At 68.7% G+C, this 20,068-nt stretch carries 15 protein-coding genes, 1 other RNA gene and 1 riboswitch; of the genes, 6 read left to right on the top strand and 10 right to left on the bottom strand.

Translation table 11 applies throughout. The features are described from left to right. Positions 1 to 66: 66 nt before the first annotated feature. On the bottom strand, positions 67 to 690 hold the full coding sequence (locus GDJ08_RS11575; RefSeq protein ID WP_017356150.1) for an autotransporter outer membrane beta-barrel domain-containing protein: 624 nt from the start codon (positions 688 to 690) through the stop codon (positions 67 to 69). A gap of 161 nt (positions 691 to 851) precedes the next feature. Next, a riboswitch (FMN riboswitch) is annotated at positions 852 to 996 on the top strand. A gap of 78 nt (positions 997 to 1,074) precedes the next feature. Here GDJ08_RS11575 and GDJ08_RS11570 point away from each other — a divergent pair. The 5 genes from GDJ08_RS11570 to thiL all read left to right on the top strand — a co-directional run bounded on the left by GDJ08_RS11570 (position 1,075) and on the right by thiL (position 4,852). After that, positions 1,075 to 1,701, top strand: a complete 627-nt coding sequence (locus GDJ08_RS11570; protein WP_153164908.1) for a riboflavin synthase — start codon at positions 1,075 to 1,077, stop codon at positions 1,699 to 1,701. After that, on the top strand, positions 1,698 to 2,795 hold the full coding sequence (ribB, locus tag GDJ08_RS11565; protein ID WP_017356152.1) for a 3,4-dihydroxy-2-butanone-4-phosphate synthase: 1,098 nt from the start codon (positions 1,698 to 1,700) through the stop codon (positions 2,793 to 2,795). Before GDJ08_RS11570 ends, ribB begins: the two co-directional genes overlap by 4 nt. A 143-nt stretch (positions 2,796 to 2,938) precedes the next feature. Further along, positions 2,939 to 3,406, top strand: coding sequence for a 6,7-dimethyl-8-ribityllumazine synthase (ribH, locus tag GDJ08_RS11560; RefSeq protein ID WP_017356153.1), 468 nt, complete (start codon positions 2,939 to 2,941; stop codon positions 3,404 to 3,406). Further along, positions 3,403 to 3,882: a transcription antitermination factor NusB gene (nusB, locus tag GDJ08_RS11555; protein WP_017356154.1), complete on the top strand. Its 480-nt coding sequence runs from the start codon at positions 3,403 to 3,405 to the stop codon at positions 3,880 to 3,882. The genes ribH and nusB overlap by 4 nt, the downstream gene beginning before the upstream one ends. A gap of 4 nt (positions 3,883 to 3,886) precedes the next feature. After that, positions 3,887 to 4,852: a thiamine-phosphate kinase gene (thiL, locus tag GDJ08_RS11550; RefSeq protein WP_229296511.1), complete on the top strand. Its 966-nt coding sequence runs from the start codon at positions 3,887 to 3,889 to the stop codon at positions 4,850 to 4,852. A 75-nt stretch (positions 4,853 to 4,927) separates the two neighbouring features. On the opposite strand, the gene GDJ08_RS11545 is transcribed toward thiL, so the two are convergent. The 7 genes from GDJ08_RS11545 to GDJ08_RS11515 form a co-directional block, all read right to left on the bottom strand. After that, a complete protein-coding gene (locus GDJ08_RS11545; RefSeq protein ID WP_229296510.1) occupies positions 4,928 to 7,276 on the bottom strand; it encodes an autotransporter family protein in 2,349 nt (782 codons plus the stop codon). A gap of 409 nt (positions 7,277 to 7,685) precedes the next feature. Next, a complete protein-coding gene (locus GDJ08_RS11540; RefSeq protein WP_229296509.1) occupies positions 7,686 to 10,109 on the bottom strand; it encodes an autotransporter family protein in 2,424 nt (807 codons plus the stop codon). Between the two features lie 410 nt (positions 10,110 to 10,519). Further along, complete coding sequence (locus tag GDJ08_RS11535; protein ID WP_165699797.1) at positions 10,520 to 13,153, bottom strand: autotransporter family protein; 2,634 nt, start codon at positions 13,151 to 13,153, stop codon at positions 10,520 to 10,522. Between the two features lie 499 nt (positions 13,154 to 13,652). Then, entirely contained in the window at positions 13,653 to 15,038 is a 1,386-nt protein-coding gene (locus GDJ08_RS11530; RefSeq protein ID WP_136003662.1) for an FAD-binding oxidoreductase, read from the bottom strand. Continuing rightward, positions 15,035 to 15,577 (bottom strand): metal-dependent hydrolase, encoded by a 543-nt coding sequence (locus GDJ08_RS11525; RefSeq protein WP_153164904.1) that lies wholly within the window; start codon positions 15,575 to 15,577, stop codon positions 15,035 to 15,037. The genes GDJ08_RS11530 and GDJ08_RS11525 overlap by 4 nt, the downstream gene beginning before the upstream one ends. Beyond that, the gene (locus tag GDJ08_RS11520) at positions 15,577 to 15,945 is read right to left on the bottom strand and encodes a YraN family protein (protein ID WP_136003666.1); all 369 of its coding nucleotides are present in this window, start codon (positions 15,943 to 15,945) and stop codon (positions 15,577 to 15,579) included. Before GDJ08_RS11520 ends, GDJ08_RS11525 begins: the two co-directional genes overlap by 1 nt. Positions 15,946 to 15,952: 7 nt before the next feature. After that, positions 15,953 to 17,674, bottom strand: coding sequence for a penicillin-binding protein activator (locus GDJ08_RS11515; RefSeq protein ID WP_153164903.1), 1,722 nt, complete (start codon positions 17,672 to 17,674; stop codon positions 15,953 to 15,955). Positions 17,675 to 17,754: 80 nt separating this feature from the next. Here GDJ08_RS11515 and rsmI point away from each other — a divergent pair, with 80 nt between their 5' ends. Further along, positions 17,755 to 18,576 carry a 16S rRNA (cytidine(1402)-2'-O)-methyltransferase gene (gene rsmI, locus GDJ08_RS11510; protein ID WP_017357224.1) on the top strand — a complete coding sequence of 274 codons (822 nt, stop codon included), beginning with the start codon at positions 17,755 to 17,757 and terminating at the stop codon, positions 18,574 to 18,576. A gap of 192 nt (positions 18,577 to 18,768) precedes the next feature. Here the strand turns inward: rsmI and rnpB are convergent. Next, an RNA gene (gene rnpB, locus GDJ08_RS11505) (RNase P RNA component class A) lies at positions 18,769 to 19,119 on the bottom strand. A 51-nt stretch (positions 19,120 to 19,170) separates the two neighbouring features. Further along, a complete protein-coding gene (locus GDJ08_RS11500) occupies positions 19,171 to 19,935 on the bottom strand; it encodes an NRDE family protein (RefSeq protein WP_153164902.1) in 765 nt (254 codons plus the stop codon). Positions 19,936 to 20,068 lie beyond the last annotated feature (133 nt).

Genomic DNA, 20,068 nt, shown 5'->3' with positions numbered 1-20,068 from the left:
GCAAAAAAAAACGGACCCCTTTCGGGGCCCGTTCGATCATGGCGCGACCCGGAGGCCGCCGCCCGATCAGAAACTCGCGCGCACGCCCACCGAGTACTGGGTGACGTCTTCGTAAGCCTGCACTTCACCGACCAAGCCCCAGGCCTTGGTGAAGTTGACCTGGCCGCCGAGGGTGCCGATCCAGGTGCCGTCCATGTCGCTGCCGTCCAGGTAGCCGGCCTTCAGCCAGGCTTCGGTGCGCGGCGAGGGCTTGCCACGCACGCCCATGCTGGCGCGGCCGCCGTTGGTGTGGTCCTTCTCGCGCACGGTGCCAAAGCCGTCGTAGGTCGACTTGGCTTCCACGTTCTGGCGCACCCAGGCGATGTCGGCGGTGAAGTCGACGCGGTCGCTCATCGGCATGTGGTAACCGATACCCAGCTCCGGCTGGTTCAGTTCCAGCTTCAGGCTGCCATCGGCATAGTTGTACTTCTTGGAGACCGTCGACCACGCGCCGAAGACATGCACCTGCTCGGCGATCGCGAACGAGCCGCGGATGTAGCCGCCGTCCACCTTCGGGTCGTTGAGGTAGTCGTCGTTGACCTGGATCTGGGTCCAGCCAGCTTCGGCGTAGGTGTAGCTCAGGCCGTCCGCAGCCGAGGCAGCGATCGGGGTGGCAGCCAGCAGGGCGGCCAGAATCAGGGTCTTGCGCATGGGTAGATCCTCACGGGTGGTGATGTCCGTTTCAGCCGCCACCTTCTTGGCGGCGGCAGGAGCGACGTCGTGTCGCGCGGCGCGGATATTAACAAGTTTTTTACAGAAAGCGAGCACTCAGGCTTCGCTGGTACAATGCGCGGGCCGGTTCGCCGGTACACAAACGTCTTCAGGGCGGGGTGCGATTCCCCACCGGCGGTAGGTGCGCAAGCACGAGCCCGCGAGCGCTTCCAGGTCTGCTGGAAGGTCAGCAGATCCGGTCAGATGCCGGAGCCGACGGTATAGTCCGGATGAAAGAAGACGGTGCCACAGGGCCTTTGCCGGCCCTGCGCCCGCCTGTTTGCCTTGCGGCGTTTTTCGCTCACTTTTCGCGGAGAACGTTACTTGTTTACTGGAATCATCGAAGGCGTCGGCCATGTGGCCGCACGCGAGAGCCTCGGCGGCGACGTCCGCTTCACCTTCCACGTCGGCAGCCTGCCGTTCGACGCCGTGCAGCTCGGTGAGAGCATCGCCATCAACGGCGTGTGCCTGACCGTGATCGCGTTCGACGCCAGCACCTTCCAGGCCGACGCCTCCACCGAAACACTGGGCCTGACCACGCTCGGCCAGCTCGCCGATGGCGCGGTGATCAATCTCGAACGCGCGATGCGCCCGACCGACCGCCTTGGCGGCCATCTGGTCAGCGGCCATGTCGATGGCCTCGGTCAGGTCCTGTCCATCCACGACGATGCCCGCGCCCAGCGCTGGCGTTTTGCCGCGCCGGCCGCGCTGCTGCGCTACATCGCCAGGAAAGGCTCGATCTGCGTGGACGGGGTCAGCCTGACGGTCAACGACGTGGACGACGCCGGCTTCGAAGTCGCGTTGATTCCGCATACCGTTGCCAATACCGCGTTCGCCGCGACCAGTGTGGGCAGTGCGGTCAATCTGGAAATCGATCTGGTCGCCCGCTATGTGGAGCGGCTGATCAGCGTGCCCGCCCAGCGTGGGCAGGCACAGGGAGAGGCCGCATGAACTTCGCCCCCATCCCCGAAATCCTCGAGGACATCCGCCTGGGCCGCATGGTGGTCATCGTCGATGACGAAGACCGCGAGAACGAAGGCGACCTGATCATGGCCGCCGAGCTGGTCAAGCCCTCGGACATCAATTTCATGGTGACCCACGGCCGCGGCCTGGTGTGCCTGCCGCTGACCCGCGAGCGCGCCGCCGACCTGGGCCTGGCCCCGATGGTCCAGGCCAACACCGCGCAGTTCCAGACCAACTTCACGGTGAGCATCGAGGCCGCCGAGGGCGTCACCACCGGTATTTCGGCCTACGACCGCGCCCACACCATCCGCACGGCCGTGAAGCCCGATGCCAGGCCGGCCGACCTGCACCAGCCGGGCCACATCTTCCCGCTGATCGCCCAGCCGGGCGGCGTGCTCACCCGCGCCGGCCACACCGAGGCCGGCGTGGACCTGGCCATGCTGGCCGGGCTGGAACCGGCCGGCGTGCTGGTGGAGATCCTCAACCCGGACGGGAGCATGGCGCGCCGGCCGGAGCTGGAGGTGTTCGCCCGCGAACACGGCCTGAAGATGGGCTCCATCGCCGACCTGATCGCCTACCGTCTGGCCACCGAGAAGACCGTCGAACGCGTTGATGAGCGCCCGATCGACACCGAGTTCGGCCCGTTCACCCTGGTCACCTACCGCGACCGGATCGCCCACGATCTGCATTTCGCCCTGGTCCGTGGCCCCGTCGATGCCGAACCGACCCTGGTCCGGGTGCAGGTGGAGAATCCGCTGGCCGACCTGCTGCACTGGCGTCGCGACGACTTCGGCGTGGCCTCCACCGACGCCCTGCGCGCCATTGCCGCCGCCGACCGTGGCGTGATGGTGGTGCTGTCGGCCCCGCGCGACACCAACGGTCTGCTGGCCCGCCTGCGCCAGCAGCCGGCCCCGCTGACCCCGGGCAAGGACAAGGATGTGAGCCAGTGGCGCCGCAACGGTGCCGGCGCGCAGATCCTGTCCGACCTCGGCCTGGGCAAGCTGCGCGTGCTGGGCACCCCGCGCCGCCAGATCGGCCTGGCGGGTTACGGCCTGGAAGTCGTCGAGACCGTCGCGCCCTGACGCCCCCGTAGCGCCGGGCTTCGCTGCCGCGTCAGCCGGGCAGAGCCCGGCGCTACAGGCTTCGCTGCCGCGTCAGCCGGGCAGAGCCCGGCTCTACGGGGCCTGTTAGAATATTCATCTATCAAATGGACCCTACGCCGACCATGAGCCACTACGAAGGCGACCTCCGGACGCCGGAAAAGGCCCGTTTCGCCATTCTCGCCAGCCGCTGGAACGCCCGCATCACCGATGTGCTGGTGGCCGGTGCACGCAAGAGCCTGGCTGGCAACGGCATCGAGGAAGCAGCGATCGACGTGATCCGCGTGCCGGGCGCGTGGGAGCTGCCGCTGGTGGCCGCCCGCCTGGCGGCCGCGCATGAACATGCCGCCATCATCGCCCTGGGGTGCGTGATCCGTGGCGATACCCGCCACTACGAACACGTGGCCGACGGCTGTGCCGAAGGCCTGATGCGCGTGCAGCTGGATTTCGGCGTGCCGGTGCTCAATGGCGTGCTGGCGGTCGAACGTGTCGAGGATGCCGATACCCGCGCGGGCGGCAGCCACGGCAACAAAGGTGAGGAAGCCGCACTGACGGCGTTGGAAATGGTCAATCTTCTGGAGCAGTTGCCGTGAACAAGTCGACCCCGGGCAAGCCCTCCGGAAAGCCCGTCCGCCGTGATGGCATCGACCCCGTGCTGCGTTCGCGCGCGCGCCGTCGTGCCCTGCAGGCGATCTATGCCTGGCAGATCTCCGGCGGCAACGCGCAGTCGGTGATCGCCCAGTTCGCCCACGAACAGGCCCGCGAGATCGCCGACCTGGCGTACTTTGAAGCCTTGGTCCACGGCGTGCTCGACCACCGCAAGGACCTGGACGAGGCGCTGGACCCGTACCTGGATCGCGGCATCGAAGAAGTGGACGCCATCGAACGCGCCGCGCTGCGCGTGGCCGCTTACGAAATGCGCTACCGCCTGGATGTGCCGTACCGCGTGGTGATCAACGAGGCCATCGAATCGGCCAAGCGGTTCGGCTCCGAACACGGCCACACCTACGTCAATGGCGTGCTCGACCGCGCCGCCGTTGAATGGCGCAAGGTCGAAAACGGGGGTTGACCCCGTGTCGCTCGCCGAATTCGCCCTGATCAACCGCATCCGCGTCCGCACCCGCGAGCGCGCGGACGTGGTGCTGGGCATCGGCGACGATGCCGCGCTGCTGCAGCCGCGCGCTGGCGAGCAGCTCGTGGTGACCGCCGACACCCTCAACAGCGGCGTGCATTTCCCTGCCGAGACCCCGGCCGGCGACATCGGCTGGAAGACCCTGGCGGTGAACCTCTCCGACCTGGCGTCGATGGGCGCGCGCCCGGCCTGGTGCACGTTGGCGCTGTCGCTGCCCGACGCCACCACGGACTGGATCGACGCCTTTGCCGAAGGCTTCTTCGCGCTGGCCGACGCACACGACATCGTGCTGATCGGAGGCGACACCACCCGTGGCCCGCTGTCGCTGTCGGTGACCGCGATGGGCCAGGTGCCGGCCGGTACCGCGCTGCGTCGCGATGCGGCGCAGGCGGGCGACGACATCTGGGTCAGCGGCACACCCGGCGACGCGGCCGGCGCGCTGCGCGCGTGGCAGGCCGGCACGCTCGACGTGCGCCAGCCCCATGCCGATCCCCGGTGGGAAGCCCTGCGCCTGCGCCTGGCACGGCCTACCCCGCGCGTGGCCCTGGGCCGTGCGCTGGTCGGGCTGGCGCATGCCGCCGTGGACGTGTCCGACGGGCTGATCGCCGATCTGGGACACATCTGCGCACGCAGCGGTCTTGGTGCGCAGCTCGATGCCACCGCGCTGCCATTGTCGGATGCCCTGCGCGGCCTTTTCGCGGACGCGGACGCACGCCAGTGCGCGCTGCGCGGCGGTGACGATTACGAGCTGTGCTTCACCGCGGCTCCTGCGCGGCGCGATGCGCTGGCGGCGCTGGCGGCGCAGTTGCAGCTCCGGCTGACCTGCATCGGCACCATCACCGACGGGCAGGGCGTTGCCTGCGACGGAGACGATGCAGGTGCGGGTGGCTACCAGCACTTCGGTTGAGCCATACGCACCAGGATAAAGGAACGCCGGGCAGTGCCCGGCGTTCCTGTCTGTACGGCCAACGGGTGGGATGGATTACCAGGCGTAGGACATCCCCAGCTGCGCACTGGCTTCGCGGTAGCCGCTGTCGCCACGCATCAGGCCCAGCCCACCCCAGGCCGAAACGCCCGGGCGGAATGCAACCTTGGCACCGGCGCTGAGCGCATAGCGGTTGCGCGGCGTGCTGGCGCGCATCGCTTCATCGTCGAAGGCGATGCCGTTGCTGGCCCCGTCGCGGTACCAGTTCACTGCCAGGTACGGACGCACGGCCGCGCCGCGGTCGGCCTTGGACTCGCCTTCGATGCGCACGCCCAGCCGGCCGGACAGGCCGTCTTCACCCAGGCTGCGCACGACGGTGCCGTTGGTCTCGCGATGCGCGTCGGTGGACGCCTCGGTGTAGACCAGCTGCAGTTCCGGCTGCAGGTGCAGTGCCATCGCGCCGATGCGGCCGATGTCGATCTGGTAGCCGGCCTCCAGCGAGGACTGCCACAGTTGGGCGTCATAGCGCTCGGCATCCAGACCATCGCCTTGGACGCGGTTGCGGAACTGGCCGCGCTGCACCGATGCATCCACGTACAGGGCGTCGTTGCTCCAGCTGCCGTACACGCCGGCCGCGCCGCCTTCCACCTTGCCGCGCGCGCTGTAGCCGGTGAGGGCCGAATGCGAGGTGGCCTGCGACTGCGCGGCGGTGAGCATCACACCCACGCGACCGCGGTCGGCATCGAACACACCGATATCCGCACCGATCTGCAGGCCCGAGCGGGCCACCTTGAGCTCGAGCTGGTCATTGACCGCGCCCAGGCGGCTGTGGGTGGAGTCGACCCTGGCCCAGGTGTGCACGCCATCAACGCCGGCGGCGTGGTCGCCGTTGCGGTCGCGCCAGGTATGGCGCAGCAGTTGGGTGAGCGCGAACTGGTTGGCCAGGTAGGCGCCGGTCTCCGGACGCAGGACCGGCGCCGGATCGATCGGATCGATCGGATCGATCGGATCAACCGGATCAACCGGATCGACCGGGTCAACCGGATCCACCGGATCGACCGGATCGACCGGCTGGCACTCCGGCAGGCTCGGATCGACGTCGCACGGGGTGGTCGGCGACTGCAGTTCCGAGCGCAGGTACCAGTGGCCGTCGGTGCCCTTGACCAGGAAGTACTCGTACTGGCCGCCAACGGCACGACCGATCAGGTCGAACTGCGCATTGGACGCACCGCCGATGGTGATCAGCTCGATGCCCAGATCGGTCCTGGCGCCGGCACCGCCTGCGTTGAGCACGCGCACGCCAGCCTGGCCGTCGGCATCGCCGGTGATGACCAGCCTGTCGGTGGCCGAGCTGTCATCGCCCAACACGGTGTTGAACAGCAGCGTGCCGCCGGCACCGGTGAAGCTGTCCACGCTGAGGGTGTTGAAGGTGCTGCCGTTGCCGAGTGCGACGGTGCCGGTGGCGTCGAGCTGCAGCCGGCCGACGTTGCTGTCGCCGGTGAGCATCCAGGTGCTGTTGGTGCCGATGTCGGCGCGGCTGACGTTGATGAAGCGACCGTCGATGCGCGCGTTGTTGCGCAGCGTGACATCCAGCGTGCCGTTCATGGTGCGGGTATCGAAGGTGACATTGCCACCAAGGCGTGCATCGTCGACGGTGAAGTCCACGTCGATGCGACCGGCATCCACGCTGCCGTCGCGCGTCTGCATCAGCAGCAGATTGCCGTCGCCGGCGATGAGCTGCGCGCCGTTGGCAATCACGATCTCGGCGCTGTTTTCAACTCCATGCATGGATGCCACGTTTATCGCGGCGCCCCGGCCGGACTGCACGGTGGCATTGTCGATGCGCAGGCGCAGCGGGTCTGCGGCCTCCACACGAGAGAACAGCTGCACGCCGATGTTGTCCGCCTCGATCCGTGCCCCGTTGACGATGTCGACCTGGCCAGCCGTCATCCGCACACCGAGCCCACTGTTGATTCCGCCGGTGGAGTCTTCGACGCGGACGCGGGTCGAATCCAGAACGACGCGTGCGCCGTGGCTCGGGTCGGTACTGGTGATATCCACGCCCACGCTGAGGCCGGTGGGATCCAGGCCATCGGCACGGGTCACCAGAACGGCGCTGTTGACCAGATGTGCCGAGCTGTTGCCAGACAGGTGCACGCTCCCGCCGCGGAACGTGCTCGAGGTTGCTTCCAGCACGGCCGTGTCCCGCAGCCTCACCACGTCCTGTTCGTCGTCGTCCACCTGGGCGGCGGCACCTTGCATCTGCACGCGCGAATTCTGGGAGGCATCGATGGAGCGGGTACCCGCTCCGTCGACGATAAGCTGCGCGCCGTTCAGGAGGGTCCATTCCTCAATGCTGCTGTCTGGATTCAATACCAGCGTCTCGCCATCGAGGACCTCGGACATGGCGCCGTGGGGCAGCGAAACCAGTGCGAACGCCACAGCACAGGCAAGGGAGCGCACGGCAGGCCGCTTGGAGGGTGTTCCAGTCATCGTAGTGATCTCGTCAGTGGGAAACCGTGGCCGCGCACGTCAGGTGATTGCCGCGCCCCGGCGGTGCGCCTCCCGGCGTCACCTTCCTGAAGGGGGGAGGGCGACGTGAGGGCGGTCGGGTGGCGTGCGGCACGTGTCAGCTAGGACGCGCAGTGTCGCGGTGATATGCGACGCGACCCATGCAAGAAGTTGCAGATACGCCGCGCCTGTCGGTACATGCATTGGGTGTTCAGGTGGCCGACGATGGTGGGCCGCCGGAAGCAGAAAAGGACGCCGGGCAGTGCCCGGCGTCCTCATCTCCGTCCGCCGCTGTCACGACCCTTTACCAGGCGTAGGACATCCCCAGCTGCGCACTGGCTTCGCGGTAGCCGCTGTCGCCGCGCATCAGGCCCAGCCCACCCCAGGCCGAAACGCCCGGGCGGAACGCAACCTTGGCACCGGCGCTGAGCGCATAGCGGTTGCGCGGCGTGCTGGCGCGCATCGCTTCATCGTCGAAGGCGATGCCGTTGCTGGCCCCGTCGCGGTACCAGTTCACTGCCATGTACGGACGCACGGCCGCGCCGCGGTCGGCCTTGGACTCGCCTTCGATGCGCACGCCCAGCCGGCCGGACAGGCCGTCTTCACCCAGGCTGCGCACGACGGTGCCGTTGGTCTCGCGATGCGCGTCGGTGGACGCTTCGGTGTAGACCAGCTGCAGTTCCGGCTGCAGGTGCAGTGCCATCGCGCCGATGCGGCCGATGTCGATCTGGTAGCCGGCCTCCAGCGAGGACTGCCACAGCTGGGCGTCATAGCGCTCGGCATCCAGACCATCGCCTTGGACGCGGTTGCGGAACTGGCCGCGCTGCACCGATGCATCCACGTACAGGGCGTCGTTGCTCCAGCTGCCGTACACGCCGGCCGCGCCGCCTTCCACCTTGCCGCGCGCGCTGTAGCCGGTAAGGGCCGAATGCGAGGTGGCCTGCGACTGCGCGGCGGTGAGCATCACACCCACGCGGCCGCGGTCGGCATCGAACACACCGATATCCGCACCGATCTGCAGGCCCGAGCGGGCCACCTTGAGCTCGAGCTGGTCATTGACCGCGCCCAGGCGGCTGTGGGTGGAGTCGACCCTGGCCCAGGTGTGCACGCCATCAATGCCGGCGGCGTGGTCGCCGTTGCGGTCGTGCCAGGTATGGCGCAGCAGCTGGGTGAGCGCGAACTGGTTGGCCAGGTAGGCGCCGGTCTCCGGACGCAGGACCGGCGCCGGATCGATCGGATCGATCGGATCAACCGGATCAACCGGATCAACCGGATCAACCGGATCAACCGGATCCACCGGATCGACCGGCTGGCACTCCGGCAGGCTCGGATCGACGTCGCACGGGGTGGTCGGCGACTGCAGTTCCGAGCGCAGGTACCAGTGGCCGTCGGTGCCCTTGACCAGGAAGTACTCGTACTGGCCGCCAACGGCACGACCGATCAGGTCGAACTGCGCATTGGACGCACCGCCGATGGTGATCAGCTCGATGCCCAGATCGGTCCTGGCGCCGGCACCGCCCGCGTTGAGCACGCGCACGCCGGCCTGGCCGTCGGCATCGCCGGTGATGACCAGCCTGTCGGTGGCCGAGCTGTCATCGCCCAGCACGGTGTTGAACAGCAGCGTGCCGCCGGCACCGGTGAAGCTGTCCACGCTGAGGGTGTTGAAGGTGCTGCCGTTGCCGAGTGCGACGGTGCCGGTGGCGTCGAGCTGCAGCCGGCCGACGTTGCTGTCGCCGGTGAGCATCCAGGTGCTGTTGGTGCCGATGTCGGCGCGGCTGACGTTGATGAAGCGACCGTCGATGCGCGCGTTGTTGCGCAGCGTGACATCCAGCGTGCCGGTGACGGTGCGGGTGTCGAAGGTGACATCGCCGCGGAGGCGCGAATCGTCGACCGTGAAAGCGACCGTACTCACACTGGCGGTGGGGTCCCCAAGCAGTGAGGTAACCCGCAGCAGATGGCCATCGCCCCCGATCAGCCTGGCGTCGTTGGCGATGAGAATGTCGTACGCCTTGTCGACGGCCGATACCGCCCCGATGTGAAGTGCCGCGCCGCGCCCGGAACGGACCGTGGAGCCATCCACCCGGAGACGGGTCGTACCTGCTGCTGCATCGGTCCCCCAGAAGTGGACGCCGATATTGGCCGCATCGATATACGAGCCATTGATGATGTCGATGCTGCTGCCAGCGGCCATGCGCACCCCCAGGCCCGAATTGTAGTCGGGGGTACCCGGGTTGTCGGCCACCGTCACCCGCGTGTTGTCGAGGGTGGCGTGGGCGCTGTCACCGCCCAGACCCAGGAAGTCCACGCCGACGCTGGCAAGTGCACCGGTCACGCCCTGCACCTGGATGCTGCTGTCCGTCAGATGGGCGGTTGAATCGTTCGTGAGCCAAAGACCGCCGCCTTGGAACAGAGTGCCGTCGGCGCGCAAGGCCGACGTCCCGCGGAGTGTTACCGACTTGTTTCCGCTCACCAGCCGCGTGACGGTCGCGCCGGTGAGGTCCACCGATCCTTCCGTCACATCGATGTCGTAGGTGTGCCCGCCCGTGACGAGCAGCCGTGCCCCGTTCCGCAGCGACCAGGTTTCGGGCGTTTCGCCCGCCACCACCTCGGCCTGTTCGCCGTCGAGCTGGCGCGCCGTCACATCGCCGAGCGGAAGCACGCCCATCGCCAGCATCACCGCGCAGGCAAGGGGCCGCACCGACGGGTGGCCGGCAGCAGAGGTCTTCATCAAAGTCATCGTCCTGTTCTCGCGTCAGAGGGCAAATGTGGCCGAGCACGTCACGTGATCGCCGCGTCCCCGCGCGCCCCACGCCCCATCGGAGGCAGCGGAGTCGTGAAGATGGGAAGGGGGGGGGAGGCGCCAGCGTCGATCTGTGTCAGCGATGACGTGTAGTGTTGCGACCAATGGCGGGCCACCCCATGCAAGAAATTGCAGATGGACCCGGCTTGCCGGTAGCAGCCAGCCCGGATTCAGAAGAGTGAGGGGGCCTACTGCGGAAGGCGTCTATGGAGCGGGTATCCGCTCCGTTGACGATACGCTGCGCGGCGTTCAGAAGTGGCCTTTGCTGAACGCCGTTGTCTGGATGCAATGCCCGGGTCTCGCCGTCGGGGAGCTCGGACATGGCACTGTCAGGACCCTCACCAGGCGTAGGACATCCCCAGCTGCGCACTGGCTTCGCGGTAGCCGCTGTCGCCGCGCATCAGGCCCAGCCCACCCCAGGCCGAAACGCCCGGGCGGAACGCAACCTTGGCACCGGCGCTGAGCGCATAGCGGTTGCGCGGCGTGCTGGCGCGCATCGCTTCATCGTCGAAGGCGATGCCGTTGCTGGCCCCGTCGCGGTACCAGTTCACTGCCAGGTACGGACGCACGGCCGCGCCGCGGTCGGCCTTGGACTCGCCTTCGATACGCACGCCCAGCCGGCCGGACAGGCCGTCTTCGCCCAGGCTGCGTACGACGGTGCCGTTGGTCTCGCGATGCGCGTCGATGGACGCTTCGGTGTAGACCAGCTGCAGTTCCGGCTGCAGGTGCAGTGCCATCGCGCCGATGCGGCCGATGTCGATCTGGTAGCCGGCCTCCAGCGAGGACTGCCACAGTTGGGCGTCATAGCGCTCGGCATCCAGACCATCGCCTTGGACGCGGTTGCGGAACTGGCCGCGCTGCACCGATGCATCCACGTACAGGGCGTCATTGCTCCAGCTGCCGTACACGCCGGCCGCGCCGCCTTCCACCTTGCCGCGTGCGCGGTAGCCGGTGAGGGCCGAATGCGAGGTGGCCTGCGACTGCGCGGCGGTGAGCATCACACCCACGCGGCCGCGGTCGGCATCGAACACACCGATATCCGCACCGATCTGCAGGCCCGAGCGGGCCACCTTGAGCTCGAGCTGGTCATTGACCGCGCCCAGGCGGCTGTGGGTGGAGTCGACCTTGGCCCAGGTGTGCACGCCATCAATGCCGGCGGCCTGGTCGCCGTTGCGGTCGTGCCACGTATGGCGCAGCAGCTGGGTGAGCGCGAACTGGTTGGCCAGGTAGGCGCCGGTCTCCGGACGCAGGACCGGCGCCGGGGCCGGGGCCGGATCGATCGGATCGACCGGGTCAACCGCATCCACCGGATCGACCGGATCGACCGGATCGACCGGATCAACCGGATCAACCGGATCAACCGGATCAACCGGATCAACCGGATCCACCGGATCCACCGGATCGACCGGATCAACCGGATCAACCGGATCAACCGGGTCAACCGGGTCAACCGGGTCAACCGGATCCACCGGGTCAACCGGATCGACCGGATCGACCGGATCGACCGGATCAACCGGATCAACCGGATCCACCGGGTCAACCGGATCGACCGGATCAACCGGATCAACCGGATCAACCGGATCAACCGGCGTGCAGCCGGGCAGGGCTGGATTGGCCTCGCACGGGTTGGTCGTCGGGATCTCCGAGCGCAGGTACCAGTTGCCGTCCTGGTGTTTGACCAGGAAGTACTCGTACTGCCCACCCACGGCACGACCGATCAGATCGAACTGTGCATTGGACGCACCGCCGACGGTGATCAGCGCAATGCCCAGATCGGTCTTTGCACCGGTCCCGCCGGCGTTGAGCACGCGTACACCGGCCTGGCCGTCGGCATCGCCGGTGATTGCCAGCGTGTCGGTGGCGGAGTGGTCATCGCCCAGCACGGTGTTGAACAGCAGCGTGCCGCCGTTGCCGGCAAACGTATTGACGGCCAGGGTATTGAAGGCAGTGCCGTTGCCCAGTGCGACGGTACCGGTGGGATCGAGCTGCAACCGATCGACGTTGCTGTCGCCGGTCAGCATCCAGGTGCTGCCGCTGCCCACCGTTGCCGACGTGACGTCGGTGAATCGGCCATCGATACGCGCATTGTTGAGCAGCTGAACGTCGAGCGTGCCGGTGACGGTACGCGTGTCGAAGGTGACATCCCCGCTGAGGCGCGAGTCGTCCACCGTGAAGGCCACCGAGGTCCAGCCACGGGACGGCGTCGCGTCAAACGCGCGGACCAGCATCAGATGGTTGTCGCCGCCCACCAGTTGCGCAGCATTGGCAACCCGTACGTCATAAGACGCATCGACATTCCCGTAAGCCGCAACCTGTATCGCGGCGCCGCGCGCCGAACGCACCGTCGATCCATCCACCCGCAGTCTGAGGGTATCGGTGTCCGGAAGGGCGCCCAGGAGCTGGACGCCAACGTTGGCCGCTTCGATGGAGGAGCCATTGACGATATCCACCGTACCGCCGGCCATGCGCACGCCAATGCCGGAGACGCGGTCCGAAACACCCGGATTGTCGGCGACACGGACCAGGGTGGCATCGAGCAGTGCATGCGCCCTGCCGATCGCCGTGGTCTCGCTGATCAGATCCACGCCCACGCTGGCGCCGGCGAAGCTGCCACTGAGGTCATCCATCAGAATGCTGCTGCCGATCAGATGCACGGTAGCGTCATTCTGCAGATGAAGGCCGCCATCGATGAAGGTCGACCCGATGGCGCGCAGGGAGGCGGCGTCGGTCAGTTCGAGGGTCTTGTTCGGGCTGGACATGCTGCGGCGCGACACGGTGGTGCCAATGAGGTCCACCTGTGAGGTGCTGTCGGCAATGATGTTGAACGTGGCGCCGTTCCTGACCACCAGACGTGCATCATTGCGGAGCGTCCATGTGTCGGCAGCGTCGCCGATGCCCACGTCGGCCTCCTCGCCATCCAGCACGCGCGCGTCCAGATCGCCGAACGGGAGCGAGGTCAGCGCAAGGATCACAGCACAGGTCAGCAGCCTGACAGGCGGATGACCAGGATGTCGGGTCGTGATGGCGTTCATTGTCGTGGGTCTCTCGATCGGGATAGGCCGGGGAGTTCGTGAGGTGGCCGGGCAGACTGCAGGGGGAACGGTGCAGCGGCGGTACCCTGGCGGTCGCAAATGACACGGACTGTCCAGCAGGGGATGCGCAGTGTCGCGATCGGACCTGCGTCAACCCATACAATTTCTTGCAGATTGTCTGCGTCTATCGCTGGCGATCATCGCCACCGGTGGACCCTCGTTCCGACGGCACGCGCAGGTCATGCCCCGCTGCGCGCTGGCGTCACGACAGCCACTGGCGCCGGGCCCCAGGCGCCGGCGTCCAGGTCATCGTCTTGGGGAGATCCGTCGAGGACGTGCAGGGTCGTGTTGCCAGGTCGGCTGACACACGCAGCAGATCGCCGTGGCGCTGCGGCGATGCACGGCGGCCGTCGGCACGTCAGACGACCGCTGTGCTCTGCTACACCGGCGGCAGTACTTTGCCGGGATTGAGGAGTCCGTCCGGATCCAGCGCCCGCTTGATCGCCCGCATCGCCGCCAGCGTGGCGGGCGTGAAGGCCTGGGCCATGAAGTCGCGCTTGGCCAGGCCGATGCCGTGCTCGCCGGACAGCGTGCCGCCCAGGGCGAGGGTCAGCGCGAAGATCTTCGGCAGGGCGGCGTGCGCGCGTGCGCTCTCGTCCGCGTCGTCGGGGTGGTACAGGATGTTGACGTGCAGGTTGCCGTTGCCGGCATGACCGAAGGTGACGATGGTCAGCGCGTGTTCCTGCGCCAGCGCCTGCACGCCGGCGACCAGATCGGGAATGCGCGACACCGGCACCACCACGTCTTCGTTGATCTTGCCCGGGGCGATGCTGCGCAGCGCCGGCGACAGCGCCTTGCGCGCTGCCCAGAGCGTCTCGCGGGCGCTGCCTTCCATCGCCACGTCCAGCGCGATCAGGCCGTCGCCTTCGGCGGCGGTGGCCAGCGCCTGCAGCAGATAGGGCAGGGTGTCGTGATCGCCGTCGGCCTCGACCAGCAGCATCGCGCCGGCCTCGGGCACCACGGCACCATTGCGGCGCAGCAGCTCCAGGCTGCGCGCATCCATGAATTCCAGGCGGGTGGGCACCACCGGCTGCGCCATCAGGCGCGACACCGCGGCGGCCGCCGCATTGGCGTCGCGATACAGTACGCGCAACCCGGCCTGGGCCACGGGCAGCGGGGTCAGCTTGAGCGTGGCTTCCACGATCAGCGCCAGCGTACCTTCGCTGCCCACCAGCAGATGGGTCAGGTCGTAGCCGGTCGCATCCTTGGTGTACGCCCCTCCGCACCGGATCACCTCGCCGGCACCGGTCACCGCCACCAGGCCGAGCACGTTGTCGCGGCTGGTGCCGTACTTCACTGCGCGCGGGCCGCCGGCGTTGCAGGCGAGGTTGCCGCCAATACTGCAGATCTCCGCGCTGGACGGGTCCGGTGCCCAGAACAGGCCATGCGGTACCAGCGCGTGCTGCAGGTCGCCGTTGAGCACACCCGGCTCCACCACCGCGCAGCGGTTGCCCGGCTGGATGTCGAGGATGCGGTTCATGCGCGCGAACGAGAGCACGATGCTGCCATTCACCGGTACCGCCGCGCCGGTGGTACCGGTGCCGGCGCCGCGCGCGACCAGCGCGATGCCATGCGCGCGGCATGCACGTACCAGGGCGACAACCTGGTCGCGGTCGCGCGGGAAGGCCACGCCGGCCGGCAGCGCATGCCGCCACGAGTTGTCCTGCGCGTGCGCCTGCAGCGCGCTGTCGTCGGTGCGCCAGCCGTCGTCGCCCAGCAGGGCATGCAGGGTGGCGGCGAAGGCGGCGGGCAGGGCGGTGGTCATGGGGTGTTCCGGGACGAGGCGGGGGCAGGGTGGACCAGCTTCCAGCCGATCACGGCGGTGCAGAGTGGCAGCCACACCCAGCGCAGCTCGGAGAGCAGGGTGGTGATGCCACGTGCGTTGAAGAACTGGCCGGCGAACGGCGAGACGCGGATCGGCCGCCACGGCGCGAACAGCCGCTCGCCGCTCCACGGCCACCACAGCGCCACGCCCAGGCCGCCGGAGGTGAAGGCATCCAGCAGCGGGTGCGACAACGTGCTGATGCCGACAAACGCGGCGGCCTGCACGGCCGTGGCGCGCAGACGCCGGTGCAGCAGTGCTGCCAACGTGGCCAGCAGCGCGGCGAACAGAAGCGAGTGGCTCGCACCGCGGTGACCGAAACTGTCGGCGTAGGGAATGTGCAGCGCGAACGCCAGCACGTCCGCGTCCGGCAGCATCGCCGCCACCACGCCGGCGGCCAGCAGCGGCGTGGCGATGCGGCCGCGGTCGGCCGCGCACCACAGCGCCAGCGGAATGGCGGCATGGGTAACAACGGTGGGCATCAGCAATCCTCCAGCCGGAAGGCATCCCGCAGCCAGCGCAGCTGCGGTGGGTCGCCAGCGGCCTCGACCACATCGAAGCGGCAGGGCCGATCGGCCAGCGCCGGATGCGCCAGCAGGAACAGCTGCGCGGCCAGCACCAGCTTGCGGCGCTTGCGCAGATCGACCGAGACGGCACCGCCGCCGAACGCGGCCGACGCGCGGTAACGCACCTCCACGAACACCGTGGTGTCGCCGTCGCGCATCACCAGGTCCAGTTCACCACCGCGGTAGCGTGCGTTGGCGGCCAGCGGCTGCAGGCCGGCGCGACGCAGATGCGCCCGTGCCGCCGCTTCCACCGCCGCGCCGCGCTGCGCGCGTCCGGTGGCCATGCCGGACCTAGTTGGCCGACGCGATCGGCGTCGGCCGACCGCCGCTGAAGGTCGACCACACCGGCACACGCAGCACGTTGCCGTTGCTGTCAAGGAACAGTGTGCCGGTGGCGCCGGCCAGTGCGCCCTCGGTGGCGATCTTGTCCAGGTAGGCGCTGATCTTCCACGCATCGAAGCCGAACGCGAACAGGCGGCCGGACGCGCCGCGTGCCGAGGGCAGGATCTGCCCGGCGGTGGAAGCGGCCGGCAGGCCGGCCACGCCGCGCACATTCCAGGCTTCGTTCGGATAGATGATGCCGTCCAGCGCCATGTCTTCCTCGGGCTTGCCGCTGCCGAGGGTCAACTGCGAGGTGCCCACGCGGCTGGCGCCACCGGCGCCGGCCAGCGCCAACTGCGGCGCCAGCGTGCGGGCCTGCGGCGCCTTCACCGCCAGGAACACGCCATCCACGCTGCCTGCGGCGCGCAGCTGCGCGCCGACATCGCCCACGGTGTCGTTGACGCCGACCGTGGCCGCCACCTGGCCGCCACGCTGGGTGAAGCGCTCGCGGAACGCGGCGGCCGCGCGGCGGCCGGTCTCGTCGTTGCTGTGCACCACCAGCACCTTGCCGCGCTCGCGGCCGCGCAGGTACTCGGCGGCGATGATGCCGTCGTCTTCGGGGGCCATCGAGAAGCCGGCGCTGCCGGCCGGCGGGCTGCCCTTGCCACGGTTCAGTGCCAGCACCGGCACCGGCAGCTGCGCACGGCCGAACACCGCATCGACCTCGTCGCGGCCCAGCGGCCCGACGATGAAGTCGGCGCCCGCGCCCACGGCCTTGTCGTAAGCGGCCACGGCACCGGCGGCGGTGCCGGCGGTATCGATGAACTGGATCTCCGGGCGGCGGCGCGACTCACCGTAGTAACCGCTGAGCAGGCCATCGCGGACCGGCTGTGCGGCGGTGGCCAGGCGACCACTGAGCGGCAGCAGCACGGCCATCTTCACCGGCGGGCGGTAGCCATCGGACATCGCCGGCGGGCGCTTGCTGGTGTCGAACTGGCTGGCGCCATCGCGGTCGAACGGACGCGGCAGCGGCAGGCCACGGGCAATCAGCGCGCGACCGGCGAAGTTGTACAGCGGCTCGTTGGCCGGCAGCGCGGCGGCCCTGGCCCGCAGGGTGGCGTCGTCCAGGGTGCCGAGCAGGCTGGCGATGGCCTGCTGGTTGTCACTGCGCGCCTTGCCGGTCAGCGCGGCATGTGCGCGAGCGCGCTCCAGCGCGGCGCCGAGGGTGTCGCCGGTGGCCTGCAGCGCATTGGCGCGGGCCAGCTGCCAGCGCGTGCGCAGCGACGGAGCCACTGCGTCCGAGGATTCCTTCAGTGCGGCCAGCGCCTGTGCCGGCTGTCGGTCGGCCAGTGCCAGCTCGGCACCGGTGAGCTGGTAACGCTGCAGGCTGGCGCCGGTGAGCTGGCGCGGCTGCACCTGGCTCAGCAGGCTGCGGGCGCGGGTGGCATCGCCGGCTTCATGCCAGGCAAAGGCAGCGTCGGCCAGCGCGGCACTGCGGGCACTGCCACGCAGGGTGTTGGCCAATGCTTCGAGCTGCACGGCGGCATCACGCGGCTTGCCCTGCTCGATCAGTGCCAGCGCCTGGCTCTGCGCCGGGGATTCGGGGGCACTGGTGAGGCTGGTCGTGGCGCAGCCGGCGAGCAGCAGCAGCGACAACGAAAGGGCAGAGATCCGTGCGACGGGCTTGTTCATGATCAGGTCCATTCGATGGGGGCAGCGGCCGTGGCCGGGGAACGGTACGATTCTACCCTTGACCCATGAGTGCCGTTGCGATGAGTGCTGTCCCCACGCTGTATGTCGTTGCCACCCCGATCGGAAACCTCGCCGACCTGACGCCGCGCGCGCAGGAGGTGCTGCGCTCGGTGGCCGCGATCTGCGCCGAGGACACCCGCCGCAGCGGCCAGCTGCTGGCCCACTTCGGCATCCAGCAGCCGCTGGTGGCGCTGCACGACCACAATGAAGAAGCGTTGTCGCAGCGGATCGTGGCGCGGCTGCAGGCCGGGGAGTCGTTGGCGCTGGTCAGCGATGCCGGCACGCCGCTGGTGAGCGATCCAGGCTACCGCCTGGTCCGCGCGGCGCGCGAAGCGGGCATCCGGGTCAGCCCGGTGCCGGGCGCGTGCGCGGCGATCGCGGCCTTGAGCGTGGCCGGTCTGCCCAGCGACCGCTTCACCTTCGAAGGCTTCCTGCCGGCCAAGGGAGCGGGCCGCCGCGAGCGGTTGAATGGACTGGCGGGCGAAACCCGCACGCTGGTGTTCTACGAATCCTCGCACCGCATCACCGAATCGCTGGCCGACATGGTGGCCGCGTTCGGGGCCGAGCGACCGGCGGTGATCGCGCGCGAACTGACCAAACTGTTTGAAACGGTGCTCGACGGCACCCTGGGCTCGCTGCTGCAGCAGGTGGAAGCCGACGACAACCAGCGCAAGGGCGAGTTCGTGGTGATGGTGCAGGGCGCCGCCGACGACGCGCAGGCCCAGCTTGCTGCAGGCCGCCGCATGTACGCCAAGCTCAGCGAGCACCTGCCGCCTTCGACCGCCGCCAAGCTGGCGGCGGAACTGACCGGCGCGCCGAGAAAGGCGCTGTACGGGAGTTGAGCTGCGGTCGGGTGGTCGTCAGTGCCTGGGATGCAGCGCCGATGTCGGAACATAGGGCAGCCGGCCAACGGTCGGCTCCACCGGTGTGCTGTCCCGAGCAACAGCCCCCTTCAGTACAGGAGGCACGCCGACAGGCGGGGGGATGTGGGGGCTGGTGGCACCCTGGGGGCTTCTTCGCAGAAGGCGAAGAAAGGGCGGAGCCGGCCGATAAGCCGGGTTTTGTCGTGGACAGTCATTCTTCTAGGCGCTGCGTCACCGCAGCGCTCAAGCAACCTACCCGGACCCGACGCGGGCCACGTCATTAGGTCCCTATTTGGTCTTGCTCCAGGTGGGGTTTGCCGTGCCGGTCTGTTGCCAGACTCGCGGTGCGCTCTTACCGCACCATTTCACCCTTACCGGCTCCCCGAAGGGAACGTAGGCGGTATCTTTCTGTTGCACTTTCCGTCGGCTCGCGCCGCCCAGGCGTTACCTGGCACCTTGCCCTGTGGAGCCCGGACTTTCCTCGGCATCCGCAAGGGATGACGCGACTGTCTGGCCGACTCCGCCGCGCGCATTGTCCCACATCCGCTGCGCGGCAGGGACGTGGATGCGGGACTACGGTGCAGGCGTGTCCAACCGGGTCTCGCCGATGCAGCGGCCATCGGCGGCGAAGCGGCGCTCCTGGATGAAGCCGTGGCCGCGTTCGTCCAGGGCGATGACGGTACTGGCACGGGTGCCGTAGTCGGGGCTGCGGATGAATGCCGAGGACAGCCAGCGCTCGCGCTCCAGGCCGATGCCGGTGTCGGGCAGGGCGTTGTCGTCGGCACGGCCCTCATTGGCCAGCGCCTGCCAGAGCGGGTCCAGCGCGACCTCGCCACGGGCGATCCAGTCGCCGAGGGCCTCGACCAGGTTCACGGTTTTCGGCCACGGCGCATCGAGCGGGCCATTGGACATGCCGTGCAGGCCCGGCGACAGCGTCCGTCGCAGCAGGGGATGGTTGCCCAGGAACTGGCAACTGTCGCGGTCGGCCAGCAGCAGGTTGAACGGGGCGAAGGCGGAGGCATCGGGGGCCAAGGCATCGGCGAAGGCGGCGGCCGGGGCGCTGCCACGCAGGAAGTCGGCCACCAGCGCACCGCGCGAGGGGCCGGTCTGGCGGGCCAGCGGGTCGCGCACGTTGGTCACCACCGCCATCCGGCCGTTCTGGCCGATGCCGGCCCAGGTGCCGCCGGAGCGGAGGTCGCGCCCGGCCATCACGCCGGTGTCGGGTGCGGGCCAGGCCGCCAGCGCGGCGGTGGGCCGGGCGTGGAACTCGTCGCGGTTGCCGGCCATGACCAGCTGCCAACGGGGGTGGGCCTTCCAGGCCAGAGCGAGCAGACACATGCGCCGATTGTGCCGGGTTTGCGCACGAACAGGTCGAAGCCGACCCCCGCGCGACTGAATGCGGGCAAGGGTTTCACGCCCTCTGCACAGGCCTGAACTTCCGATCAATCTCAAAAATTGAGACGAAACAGCA

The sequence above is a fragment of the Stenotrophomonas nematodicola genome (assembly GCF_009467805.1).
In the GTDB taxonomy this organism is placed as follows: Bacteria; Pseudomonadota; Gammaproteobacteria; order Xanthomonadales; family Xanthomonadaceae; genus Stenotrophomonas; species Stenotrophomonas nematodicola.
The sequence above is the reverse complement of the archived record's forward strand: the minus strand, read 5'-3'. Positions and strand labels throughout refer to the sequence as shown.